Origin of the sequence: Maritalea sp. S77 (assembly GCF_049801075.1) — a bacterium.
Lineage (GTDB): Bacteria > Pseudomonadota > Alphaproteobacteria > Rhizobiales > Devosiaceae > Maritalea.
The window spans coordinates 1,030,707-1,043,244 of record NZ_JBNAGG010000001.1; the positions used below are offsets into that span (position 1 = coordinate 1,030,707).

12 protein-coding genes are annotated in these 12,538 nt (G+C 51.9%); 2 read left to right on the forward strand and 10 right to left on the reverse strand.

What is annotated here, in order from left to right:
- Positions 1–58 precede the first annotated feature (58 nt).
- The 8 genes from ACP15Y_RS04925 to ACP15Y_RS04960 all read right to left on the reverse strand — a co-directional run bounded on the left by ACP15Y_RS04925 (position 59) and on the right by ACP15Y_RS04960 (position 7,653).
- Positions 59–2,059 carry a DUF2207 domain-containing protein gene (locus tag ACP15Y_RS04925; RefSeq protein WP_424981878.1) on the reverse strand — a complete coding sequence of 667 codons (2,001 nt, stop codon included), beginning with the start codon at positions 2,057–2,059 and terminating at the stop codon, positions 59–61.
- Entirely contained in the window at positions 2,022–2,582 is a 561-nt protein-coding gene (locus ACP15Y_RS04930) for a LemA family protein (protein ID WP_424981879.1), read from the reverse strand. The genes ACP15Y_RS04925 and ACP15Y_RS04930 overlap by 38 nt, the downstream gene beginning before the upstream one ends.
- Before the next feature lie 56 nt (positions 2,583–2,638).
- Positions 2,639–2,851, reverse strand: a complete 213-nt coding sequence (locus tag ACP15Y_RS04935; protein ID WP_424981880.1) for a DUF7230 family protein — start codon at positions 2,849–2,851, stop codon at positions 2,639–2,641.
- A gap of 460 nt (positions 2,852–3,311) precedes the next feature.
- Positions 3,312–4,238 (reverse strand): glycine--tRNA ligase subunit alpha, encoded by a 927-nt coding sequence (locus ACP15Y_RS04940; RefSeq protein ID WP_424981882.1) that lies wholly within the window; start codon positions 4,236–4,238, stop codon positions 3,312–3,314.
- Positions 4,239–4,365: 127 nt separating this feature from the next.
- Positions 4,366–5,625, reverse strand: coding sequence for a DUF3422 family protein (locus ACP15Y_RS04945; protein WP_424981883.1), 1,260 nt, complete (start codon positions 5,623–5,625; stop codon positions 4,366–4,368).
- Positions 5,626–5,708: 83 nt separating this feature from the next.
- Positions 5,709–5,918 (reverse strand): hypothetical protein, encoded by a 210-nt coding sequence (locus ACP15Y_RS04950; protein WP_424981884.1) that lies wholly within the window; start codon positions 5,916–5,918, stop codon positions 5,709–5,711.
- A gap of 11 nt (positions 5,919–5,929) precedes the next feature.
- Complete coding sequence (locus ACP15Y_RS04955; RefSeq protein ID WP_424981886.1) at positions 5,930–6,796, reverse strand: S49 family peptidase; 867 nt, start codon at positions 6,794–6,796, stop codon at positions 5,930–5,932.
- 71 nt (positions 6,797–6,867) lie between these two features.
- On the reverse strand, positions 6,868–7,653 hold the full coding sequence (locus ACP15Y_RS04960) for a tRNA1(Val) (adenine(37)-N6)-methyltransferase (protein ID WP_424981887.1): 786 nt from the start codon (positions 7,651–7,653) through the stop codon (positions 6,868–6,870).
- A 135-nt stretch (positions 7,654–7,788) separates the two neighbouring features.
- On the opposite strand from ACP15Y_RS04960, the gene ACP15Y_RS04965 reads away from it, so the two are divergent.
- Positions 7,789–8,805, forward strand: coding sequence for a polyprenyl synthetase family protein (locus ACP15Y_RS04965; RefSeq protein ID WP_424981888.1), 1,017 nt, complete (start codon positions 7,789–7,791; stop codon positions 8,803–8,805).
- 12 nt (positions 8,806–8,817) lie between these two features.
- On the opposite strand, the gene ACP15Y_RS04970 is transcribed toward ACP15Y_RS04965, so the two are convergent.
- Together ACP15Y_RS04970 and ACP15Y_RS04975 are read right to left on the reverse strand one after the other, a co-directional pair.
- A complete protein-coding gene (locus tag ACP15Y_RS04970; protein ID WP_424981889.1) occupies positions 8,818–9,687 on the reverse strand; it encodes a 4-(cytidine 5'-diphospho)-2-C-methyl-D-erythritol kinase in 870 nt (289 codons plus the stop codon).
- A gap of 3 nt (positions 9,688–9,690) precedes the next feature.
- Positions 9,691–11,418 (reverse strand): tetratricopeptide repeat protein, encoded by a 1,728-nt coding sequence (locus ACP15Y_RS04975; RefSeq protein ID WP_424981891.1) that lies wholly within the window; start codon positions 11,416–11,418, stop codon positions 9,691–9,693.
- A gap of 176 nt (positions 11,419–11,594) precedes the next feature.
- Between ACP15Y_RS04975 and ACP15Y_RS04980 the strand changes: the two genes are divergently transcribed.
- Complete coding sequence (locus tag ACP15Y_RS04980; protein WP_424981892.1) at positions 11,595–12,533, forward strand: uracil-DNA glycosylase; 939 nt, start codon at positions 11,595–11,597, stop codon at positions 12,531–12,533.
- Positions 12,534–12,538: the final 5 nt, after the last annotated feature.

Sequence of the window (12,538 nt, forward strand, 5' to 3'; positions counted from 1 at the left end):
GCTTGATAACGGGCTTGCCGCGGCTTGTCCATGGCAAATGCTGCTGCGGTGGTTCGGCTTACCAGCCACCACCGCCGCCACCGCCACCACCGCCGCCGGAAAAACCGCCGCCGGAGGAAAAGCCCGAAGAGGATGACGATTGCGGTTTGGCCGCAATCATCGCCGTACTGATGGCTGCAGTAGTTTTGGAAAGGCTTGATGCCAAGCGGTTTGCCGAGAAGCGCCGGCCGCTATACCAGCCCATGTGCACATCGGCTTTTTCGCCCGTGCGTTCCGCCACGCGTTTCATCTCGTTCTGGAAATGCTCGGCCCAAGGTTTTTCCACTCCCAATGCGATGGCATAGGGCAAAATCGCCTCAAACCGGCGTTTATCCAATTCAGGTTCATCATTCAGGTTCAGCCGTTCTTTTTCGGCTGTTTCCAAATACATTTTGAACCCTTCGATCTGGTCCATCACTTTACGGCCTTGAATGGTTGGCGCGCGCATCAGCACTGCAAAAATGGCATTCACCGCGACGATAGATAGCACTGCGATCACTGCGACATCGCCACGCCACGCCAGCAGCACATTCTGCAATTCGCCTCGCCCCCAAGCTTCCTGCAAGGTCGCCCATAATCCAGTTGTGGTGAAGAGAATGGGAATGAAATTGCCGATGATGGCCGACAAAACAAAAAACTTGGCCCATGCAAATAAGGACCGTGCTGCCATCAGGTGCGAAAGGCCCGCCGTCGCCATCATGGTCAATGCCGCCATCGCGACAGCGATTGGAATCCAGATAAAATCGATGATCTCGAAGAAGACCATGCCAATGATAGAAGCCGCGGAGAAGACAATCCCAAATGCGATATACGCCACATTATGATTGAAGTAGGTGCGTCGGTTCTCATCTTCGATGATTTCCAACACTTCATTGTGGTTGTCGTGCAGACTTTCGCCAATGTCTTTATCGATCTCTATTTCGCCTTTAGATCGCAGCCAATTGAACAGGCGCATTTCGCCGGGCGGCAGCGAAGGGGTGGCCGCATTGGTTACTTTTACAGTCGTTTTCTTGTCAGATGTTTCGCCAATCACCACCAAACCTTTTACCGCCAGCGACATCAGCGCAGCGATATAGGCAGGCCAACCCGCTTTGTGCCAACCATAATGGTGCACGTAATGCACCAGTGCTGGCGAAAAACCCTCTGGCGGGTAATACATTGGAATGATTGTGCCTGCTGGCGGATCGCGCCCAACACGCATCCAGGCCCCAACATTGTACAGCAACACCAAGACAGCAAGTATTGGCGGGAAAATCTGCCCACGCATATCAGACAGCGTATAGAGGAATGCCTGAGTGCCTTCAGGTGGGTTGATTGTCCCTTTTTCCATCGCGATGGCAACGGTCACCCCTTCATAAGGCGCAAAAGCGCGCGAGGCGCTGAAGATAATGTCGCCATCTTCATTGTTCCTGATATCGACATCCCGCTTGTTTTCGCCATAACGGCCACTGAACGCGGTTGAGTTCAACACTTTTGTGCCGTCAGGCAATTGCACGCGCACCACTGCCCGATCAATGGGAAACGCCCAAAATTGTCCGATGGCGTTGAAAAACAGCTCATCATGTTCGTCGCGGAAACGGATCTGTCGATCCATCTTATATTTCAGCTCATAGGTATAAAAACCGGGCTGCAGATAAACATCTTCATGGCCAACATATATACGTTTGCCGCCACTGATGCCTGCAATGGAGAAATTCTCGATATTTCCATCACGCGTCACTTCAACATCATAAATTGAACTGCGAATTTTGCGCCCTTGCTCATCTTCCAACACGGTTGGGATGTCGCGGAAGATGCCGCGATTGATTTGATTGCCTTCGGCCCGCACAGAAATATTTTCGGTGATCTGCAATTCACTGCTGGGCAGCACTTTGATGTTGACGGCATAAGAAGTGATCCGCTCTGCCGCAAGCGCAGATGTGGCGAGCCACAGGCCCGCCAGCACAGCAAGAACTAAGGTCTTTAAACTGTAATGCAATCGGTTAGAAGGACACATTCGGGACAGCGCGATCCATTTCATTTTCAAGCTCAAAATACTCTTCTTGGCTGAAGCTGAACATGTTGGCCACAATGTTGGACGGGAAGCTTTCCACACTCACGTTCAAATTGCGCACCGTGCCGTTATAATAGCGGCGGGCCAGCTGAATTTCTTCTTCCACTTGCTGCAGTGCTTCTTGAAATTCGATGAAAGAACTGTCGGCTTTCAAATCCGGATAATCCTCCGCCACAGCAAACAAGCGGCCTAATGCGCCGGACAAAATACCCTCCAGCTTGCCACGCTCTTGCGGCGATGCGTCGCCTGCGCTTTGCACGGCAGCCCGCGCTTTGGTTACGGCTTCAAAAGTTTCCCGTTCATGGGTCACATAGCCCTTCACCGTCTCAAGCAAATTGGGGATCAAGTCAGCACGACGCTTTAACTGCACATCAATGCCAGACCAGCCTTCGCGCACCAATTGGCGCAGCTTCACCAAATTGTTGTAGGCCGTTATGCCATAGAATACGAGGCCAGCGGCCAACGCCAAAATAACCAGTAAAACTTCCATGTCCCTCTCCCGCCTCGCGGCATGGCTTATGCCAATTTTTTTATGTCTTTCAACATCTAAGCGCAAACATTACACGAAAAACCCAACGCGTCCATATGAGCAAAATAAAAGGGCGACTGATCAACATCAATTCGCCCTTTTTTAAACTTCACTTTGCGTGAATATTTCTGTTTTTGCTCAACAACTTTGGCGCTGAATCGCTTGTCGCCTAAGGCTTTCGCCGCAAGGTTTTGCGGCTTGATCAGCGCCCGCTTTTGCTTTTTGGGCATATCAAGGCTCCTTCAGTTTGCCGCCTTGATATAGGTCGCGCGTGGCGCAAAATCAAGCTAACACGGTGTGTCTGCGAAAGGTAAAGCGACGACCTGATGATCATCTTCATACACTATTGTTCCAGGCTTCCGGGTGCGCAAACACTCTGATGGAACGCCTTCGACATTGAGCAATAACTGCATTTGGCGAAGACAATTTAGGTGCTCGTGCGCGGTAGACTTGACCCAAGAGATTGCAACATCAGCAGCGTGACTCCGGCTGGAACGGGCAAATTTTTGAGGAACCTCCATATTCTGGCGCAACCAGTTAAGCTCATTGGTAAGCTCACTCCGCGCAACCAGTGCTATTTCCGGCCTCGCGTCTAAAAGTTTATAAACACAATGAACAATACCTGTTCGATGCCCAAATGGCTCGTGTCGGTCATTGGTGACAAACCGCAACAACCACTCACTTTGGCCGCTATGCACCGCCCGCCTCGGTGTTCAACCAAGCGCCGCCACAGGCCTTGGCCAGCTCACGCACCCGCAAGATATAGCTTTGCCGTTCAGTCACTGAGATTACGCCGCGCGCATCCAGCAAGTTGAAGATGTGAGACGCTTTGATGCATTGCTCATAGGCAGGCATTGCCATTTGGTGCTGATTACCTTGGTCACCCGCTTCAAGAATGGCGCGGCACTCTGCTTCGGCGTCTTTAAAGTGCTGGAACAACATTTCGGTGTTGGCTTGCTCGAAATTGTAGCGCGAGAACTCTTGTTCGGCTTGCAGGAACACATCTGCATAGGTGACCTTCTCATCGCCTTGGCGACCATTGAAGTTCAGTTCCATGATGCTGTCCACGTCCTGCAAATAGCAGGCGATCCGCTCAAGCCCATAGGTCAACTCGCCTGAAACCGGAGAACATTCAAAGCCAGCAACCTGTTGGAAATAGGTGAATTGGCTTACTTCCATGCCATCGCACCAACATTCCCAGCCAAGGCCCCATGCGCCAAGGGTTGGGCTTTCCCAGTCATCTTCTACAAAGCGCAAATCATGCAGTTTCGGATCGATGCCGATGGCGTAGAGCGACTGCAGATAAAGCTCTTGCAAGTTTTCCGGGCTTGGCTTCAAGATCACTTGGAACTGATAATAATGCTGCAAACGGTTTGGGTTTTCACCATAGCGGCCATCAGTTGGGCGGCGACATGGCTGCACATAAGCAGCGCGCCACGGCTTTGGCCCCAAAGAGCGCAAAGTTGTTGCCGGGTGGAACGTACCCGCGCCCATTTCCATGTCATAAGGCTGCAAAATCACACAGCCTTGGGCGGCCCAGAAATTTTGCAATGTCAAAATCAGCCCTTGGAAAGACTGTTTTGGGTCCAAATGGGCTGGTACTTTTTGTTCGCTCATAAACTTGACCTTTGGCAGAACCGCGCGTTCATCGCATGGGGTATAATCGCGCTGCAACCTAATTGGGCCTTGCCGAATTATCAAGCGGCAGGTGGCAGTTGCGGCAAACTAATTTTTGTGGGCGCGGTTAGTGCTTGTCGTGTAGTTGTCGAATCCGGCGCATGGCAAGCCATGTGAGGATCAAAACAAAGGGCGCAGCAATGGCCAGCATTATTGATTTTGATGGCAAGGCATCCATGCTCAACCCCGCCAAAACATAACCAATAACGCCCAGCGCATAGTAAGTGATGGCAATTGTCGACAAGCCTTCCACCGTGGTTTGCAGCTTGTATTGGCTCACCGATGTGCTGGAAATCGCGTTCAGCGCGTCTTGGTTTTGCTTGTGAATTTCAATTGTGACTCTGGTGTTCAGCAGCTCGATTGCTCGCGTCAATCTATCGGTCAGCGCGTTCAATCGATTTTGCAGTGCGGCGCATGTAGCCATGGCCGGGTCCATTCGGTTGCTGAGATAGCGCGCCATGTTGGTGTGTCCCGTAACGCGTTTTTCTTCCAGCAGCCCCAACCTGTGGCGCACCAATTGGTCATAGGAATAGCTGGCGGCGAAAAGCGTGTTGGTTTCACCATGCAGATGGGTGGTTTCCATCGACAATTTGTTGAGCTCACTCAGCAACTCATCAATGATTTGCGAATCTGTTTCGCTGTTCAACCGTTTGAGGATGTTCTCCAATCCGCGTTCAACATTGTCCACGCGCTGGCCCACATCCTGCGCTACAGGCAATGCCAACAAGGCAAGTGATCGGAAGGTTTCAATTTCCAATAAATAGCGGGCGATCACCCCTCGCCTCACATCGGCAATGCCAGCGCCTGCAAATTCGATCCGCGTAAAACCATCTTTATCGGGCAAAAAGTCTGTTGCGATCTCTGCCAGACCTTCTTCGACTTTGGCGTAAGACAGGCTGGCACGGCGGAAGCCTTTGAGGGCATTTTCATGAATGGTGGTGGCGTCGATTAAATCCATCCGCGTGGTCACCAGCAATTTGGCGCCCATAATAGCTTCCAAGCCAATATTTTCCGGCCAAGGCTCGTCCTGCTTTTGCGGACACATCCATGTGATGGACACATGCTCTGAATGCAATTGCCAAGTGGTTTCGATGCCGTCCACCTCATAGCGCGCCTGTCGGTCGGTCATAAAGGTGGGTTTGACTTGATTTTTGTAGCACCATGCCGCGAATTCTTCGCGCATCTGGTCGTGACGTCCCGGCTCATGGCCGAAATAGGTTGCCACGCGTCGCAAGCGCCCTTCAGCCTCCAACGGCTGCACCGGCCGAGCGTGAATTTCTCCCAAAGCCTGGGCGCGAAAAGGGTGGTCGACAAATTGCATTTTCATGATTCGCTTTGTCCCTTGAACGGGCTTTTCAAGATTTGATCGCGAATGCCCTTGTGCGAACAAGTGCAGTTTTAGAAAATGCGTTAGTCTTTTTTGTCTTTGGGCTTATAAACGCCGGTTTTTTGGTCTTTTTCCAAATCGACAATATTGCCGCGCGCGCGATCAGATTGATCACGCGCCTTTTTTTGCTCATCAATATCTTTGAAATGCTGCCGGAAATTTTCCCGAATGGATTTGATGCCGTAATAGACCAGCACAACCAACAGAACAAAAACAGCAATACGAAGCAACAATGGCAATACCTCTATAGGCCGAAGCGAGACCAGTGGGCCTGCGCTTTTAAGGTTGAAAGCATATCATCGCTTAATGAAGTTTGGCCAATTTGTCCGCCCAAAAATGGAATGCGAGGCATGGAGAAAAATCCGCGCTTTTCTTCAATTTTGACCAGCTTGACCTTCTTACCATAACGCTTTTTCAAAGTCTCGTAGATGTCGCCGAGCGCGTCGACTAGGCCAAACTCGATGGCGGTTTTTGCGGTCCAGAACTCGCCAGAGAACAATCCTTCTTGTTCCAAGTTCAATTTGTTGCCGCGACGCTCTTTTACATAGTCTTTGAACACTTCATGCACGTCGAGTTGCAGCTTTTTCAGGCGCTCCACATCTTTTGGATCTTCGGGCAAAAACGGGTCTAGCGTCGATTTGTTTTCCCCGGCGGTGTAAACACGACGACTTACGCCGAGCTTTTCAATCGCGTCGACAAATCCAAAACCGGCCGAAATGACACCAATTGAGCCGACAATGGATGCAGGATCAGCAATAATTTCGTCACCAGCACTGGCGATAAAATAGCCACCTGATGCCGCGACATCCTCAACAAACACCAAGACCTTCTTGTCTTTTTCTTTGGCGAGGTCGCGGATATATTTCGCCACCATCCGCGACTGGACGGGGGAACCGCCTGGCGAATTGATGATGATGGCCACAGCAGGCGCATTTTTGATTTTGAACGCACGTTTAAGCATCGGCGCCGCGCTGGCAATATTAATGCGATCTGGCTTCTGGCTGGCCTCGATTGTGCCGGTCAACCGCACAACCGGAATTTGCACGTTGTCGCGGCCCAAAAGACGGGCGTGCCATGGTGCTTTGATTTCATCAGTCAAATCGTCGTGCATATATGTCCCTGTTTGCGCACATGCGCGTTGTTCTTTGCTATTTTGCCACAATGTAAGGTGTAAATTTCAAACTACCAGTGCAATTTGTCTTTTCCCATCAAAATGGCTTGTAGTTGGGGCGTAAATTCGCGCCCCTCCACGCCATGCAATGAGAGAGGAGACAAGAGCTTACAGGGCGCTTTGGAGCCCTTGTAACCACGCACGAGCACTCTGCTCGCCTGTTGCTCTGGACGCGACACGATCGGCAGGATGGTGATGTTGCCGAGCCGCCGATCATAATATTTCATCAGCTTTTGCAGCTCTGCTGCCCGGTGAATGAAAATCACTTCGCCGCCTGCCCTTGCGCAGCTCACTGCCGCCTTCACCCAGCGTTCCAAGCAATCGATGGCGTGGGCATGGGCGCGTTTGCCGTAATTGTCGTTCGGTAAAGAGACGGTCTTTTCATCAAAATAAGGCGGATTGGCGATCACCGTGTCGAAATGATCTTGCACCATGCCAGACGCTTCGCGCTCAGGCCCTGGGGACATAATGTCGATTTGGCAATAGTTGGCGCGCGCCTCAAATCCGTTACTGCGGATATTCTGCCTGCCAATCCCAACAATTTCTGGATCAAATTCAGCCAAAAGTGCCGTCACGTCTGGGCAATAGGTCAGCGCTGTCATGGCCGCCACGCCAACGCCCGCCCCAAGATCAAGCAGTTTTTTGGTCGCATCATCAACGGCTGCCCCCAATAACACGCTATCTACCCCTGCACGAAAGCCTTTTTCGGGCTGGCAAACATTGAGTTTACCGCCTAAAAAAGCGTCAGATGTGACACAATGTTGTTTTACTTTCCCTTGCGGGTGGTCTACGGACATAAGCACATATATGAATCTTTGTATCGAATAGGGTTATCTTGTCCGACGGTGAGCAACAAGTTTTCTTGAGTTTGTCACAAGATTACAGCAAAAATTCGATTAAGCGAATTGGGACATTTGTCCATGGGGCGAAAAATGAGTGGTGCGCAGGCAATGGCTGATCAGGTCAAACCAAAAGATGTGGTTGGTGAACTGATTGAGTTTACGCGCGACGACATGGAAGCTGTCAATCAAATGCTGTTGGCGCGCATCGGCAGTCGCGTGGAAATGGTGCCTGAAATTGCTGCTTATTTGATCGACGCCGGGGGCAAACGTTTGCGCCCTATGCTCACTGTTGCTGCTGCCCGTTTGTTCGCGCCGAAAAACACCCATCACATTAATTATGCGGCAGCGGTTGAATTTATGCATACCGCCACATTGCTGCATGATGATGTTGTGGACGAAAGCTCAAAGCGCCGCGGCAAACTGGCGCCACGCATGGTGTGGGGCAATGCAGCTTCAGTGTTGGTGGGCGACTTTTTGCTTGGCCAAGCCTTTATGATGATGGTGGAAACTCGCGATGTGGACGCGCTTGGCGTTTTGGCGCAAGCGGCAGCAATCATTGCCGAAGGTGAAGTGTTTCAACTGTCCAAAGCCAATGATTTGACCACGCAAGTGGATGAATATTTCGCCGTGATCAAAGCCAAAACAGCCGCACTTTTTGAAGCCGCGACTGGTGTTGGCGCTATGGCTGGCGGGGCCACTCCCGAACAGCGCGATGCTCTTAAAGGCTATGGCGCAGAGTTGGGCATTGCCTTCCAGATTGTAGATGACGTGCTGGATTATGGTGGCGCCACCGGCACCATCGGTAAAAATGTGGGCGATGATTTGCGCGAAGGTAAAATGACGCTGCCGATTTTACACGCGTTGCAAAATGCCAATGAAGCGGATTGCGCTTTTATCAAACAACATCTTGGTGACGCTGAAGCCAGCGAAGACGTTGTGACCAAAGTCGTTGAAATCTTGCAAAGCACCAACGCTTTGGCCGATGCGCTCGCCCGCGCGCAACGCCACGCAGATGCAGCAAAGGCACACCTTGAGATGTTTGCTGATCAACCCGGCGGTCGTATTCTTATTGAAGTAGCAGATTATTGCGTTGAGCGGGCTTACTAAGCCGCCAATTTCCTAAAGCGTTGCTGACTGAGCCACCCAAGCGTGCGGCCAGCTTTTGCGGAACGTTTGTGCTGCCAACATCGCTTCTCCTGCGGTGCCGAACATGCCGAATATGGTGGCACCAGATCCGGACATTCGGGACAAGAGGCACCCCTTCTGCTCGCCCAATTCCATTAGCATCTCGCCGATTTCTGGCAAAAATTGAATTGCTGGCTTTTGCAAATCGTTGCGCGTGCCTTCCAGCCACATTGTGATCGCTGTAATGTGCCGATAGTCTGCGGCATCCCGGTGCAGTGGTGGGTTTTGTTTTTCCGTCAATTTGCGGAAAATATCTGCCGTGGACACAGGTTTACCCGGATTGGCCAGCACCAAATGCAATTTGGGAAAGTCTGGCATCGGGTCCAAATTTTCTCCCACGCCATCCACAAAGGCGGTGCGCGATAATAGACACATGGGCACGTCAGCGCCCAGTTCCAGCGCCATGCCCATCATATCTTTTAGCTCGAGATTGAGGCCTGAAATGCGGTTGGCCAGCCGCAACATGGCCGCCGCATCGGCGGACCCGCCACCAATGCCCGCGGCAACTGGCAGTGCCTTGTCCAATTCGATCTTGAGACCAGCGGGCAAAGTATCTGGAAATTCACAGCGAAACAGCGCCAAGGCTTTCAAGACAATGTTTGATCGCTCGCCCTTTAGCGCCGCACCAAATGGCCCGGTGAGCCCCAATTCGTCCACGTCGGCGGACGTGGCCGTTAGCTCATCACAAAGCTCGGTGAACACACACAAGCTTTCCAACTCGTGATAACCATTGCTGCGTTGGCCCACAATATGGAGTGCCAAGTTAATCTTGGCAGGGGCTGGCTCGCGCCATTCAGCATTCATGGGTTAGTTGCTCAATTCCGCCACACGCTTAAGCGCGCTCAGGTTCCCATCTAGCTTTTCGCGAATTTCTTCGATGAGTTCCGCATCATCTTCGCCCGCCAATTCCAATGCAATTGACCATTGGAATCTCGCTTCGCGTTTGCGATTGACCTGCCAATAGGCATCACCCAAATGGTCGTTAATTGTAGGGTCACTTGGGCTCAAACGCGCGGCGCGTTCCAGCGTTTCCGCTGCTTCTTCAAAACGTTCCAAGCGATAATAGGCCCAACCCAAGCTGTCTACGATATAGCCATCTTCGGGCCGCAGCGCGACAGCCTTTTCAATCATGTCCAATGCGCGTTCAAGCTGCAATTCTTGATCGACCCAGCTATAGCCGAGATAGTTCAGTACTTGCGGCTGGTCTGGGTTCAGCTCCAGCGCTTTTAGGAAATCGCTTTCAGCTTTTTCCCATTCGCCTTCGCGTTCAAACGCGATGCCACGCACATAATGAAGGTGCCAATCAATGGCGCGTTCGCCACCAGTCATATCCAGCGCCCGATCATAGGCTTTTGCCGCTTCGCCATATCGCTTATCGCGACGCAAGGCATCGCCAAGTGCAATCACCGCGGTCAAATTGTCCGGCATGGTGTTTGCCAAGTTTGAAAGCTTGCGAATAGCTTCATCAATATCGCCGATTTCTTGCAGATTTTCAGCGGTGCGTACCAATGCTTGCCCGTGCAATGGCGACTTGCGGTCAACCTGCGCATAAAGGGCATTCGCCGTTTCATAGCGCTCTGCGCGCTCCATCAAATCCGCAATTGAAAATTTAATGAGGTCTGATTTTGGGTGCAGATAGCTCGCCAAACGCATCAAGACGATTGAGATGTCTGAGGCTTGCTCGCGCGACAAGGCGGAAGATAATCCGCGTAGCGTTTCAGCTGCGCCCTGTTGCACATTATCTGACATGCGGCCGGGACGCTTCTTTTGCTGCAAGGTTTCGCCCAGCACTTCAATGTTCACATGGGTTAGCCCGCGATCATTGTAGCGCTGGATCACATCTAGCGCTTCATCATGTTTGCCTTGATTGCCCAAAAAGCGCGCATAGGCTTCCACGATGCGAAACACAAATGGGTCGGCCTCATATGCTTGCTCATAAAGCGCATTGGCTTGGCTTGCATTACCTGCGAGGTCGGCCATTAAAGCGCTTTGGAAAACCAGAAAGTTTTTAAAACCAGGCTGGCTTATGGGTTCAAGATTTTCCACGCCAGCGAGGCCACCGCGTTCCTCGGTTAGTGCCCAAGACCAAATCACATTGCCGGTGATGCCGAACAGCGAGTCCTTAGACATGCCTTCCAGCGCCTTCAGCGCGGACGCATAACGACGCTCTTTGAGTGCCACGACGCCAACGGCGATGCGGGCCAATTCGTTCTCTGGCTCAACGCTCAGCAATTGCTTTGCTACCATTTCGGCTTCATCCACGCGCCCGGCGGCCACTAAAGAAACGAACGCCCGGTCCAATAGGGCGATATTGCCCCAATCCGCTTCCAGCGCATCTAGGAAGTAAGACGCTGCCAGATCATTCTCGCGATCCTCAAACGCCCCGCGACCAGCCAAATAGCTGCCGGAAATCGAGGGATGATAGAGCGAAAATTGTTCGATGTTGGTCGTGTCTTGCGCGTGTGCGGTCACGTTTAGTCCCAACACCATTGCTGAAGCCAGAACGAGGTGCTGCAATTTTTTTGAACAATTCATCACGTTTGGGATAGCCCTTAATTGATTTGGATTCGGTCAAAGCGATATTTAACGCATAGATTGGCGATTTTATGGCTGAGGCGCAAGGATGTGTGCGGAATTTTTCGCGCAAAAATTCGTTCAAATTTCGGTGTGAACCGCTAGGCGCACGTCAATTCATGCGCTAAGACTGTTTTATGAGCGACACTGCCCCACCATCAGAAGACGAAACCGAAAAAGGTGCCTTTGCGCCTGTGCCCGGCGCTGCCTATTTGGATGCGGATACTGCCAGCCTTGCTGGGCTTTTGGAATGGTATGATGCGATGGGTGTCGACTTGGCGGTGGAAGAAGAAGCAATCGATCGGTTTGCCGCACCGAAGGCACCCGTCAGCGCACCCGCACCGCAGCAACAGGCTCCAATTCAGTCTGCCCCAGCGCAATCAGGTGGCGTGTCCCACGGGTCAGGACCAATTGCCAATCCATTATTGGAGCAACAGGACGCAAAGCCTGTTGCGAAACAGCAAAACCTTGCGGGCAAAACTGAGGTTGAAGTCGCGCAAAAGACGGCCAAGGCCGCTGAGAACCTCAAAGATTTACGCGAAGCCTTGCTCAATTTTGATGCTTGCCCGCTGAAACGCCATGCAGATAAGCTTGTATTTGGCGAAGGGCCAGAAGATGCTCGCATCATGATTGTCGGCGGTGCCCCGCGCAAACAGGATGATATGGTGGGCCTCCCCTTCCAAGGGGCAGAGGGCATCCTGTTGCAAAAGATCTTGGAAGCCATCCAACTCGACTATGCAAATGTGTACCGCACCAATATCTTACCTTGGCGACCCGCGGGCGACCGTCGCCCCTCGCCGATTGAGCATGATATTTGCATGCCATTTTTCCAACGCCAAGTGGGGTTGATCAAGCCAGATTTCATCCTCTGCTTGGGGGAACAGGCAGCTCACGCGGTCCTCAACCAAAAAGGCAGCATTTTGCGCCTGCGTGGCGAGGCTCATAAAGTGGAAATCGATGGGCACAGCACCCAAGCATTCGCCACCCTCAATCCTTCTCATTTGCTCAACAAGCCCGCGCAAAAGGCGCTTGTTTGGCATGATATGTTAAAGTTCAAACGCGCCATCAGCGCCTAACTTCT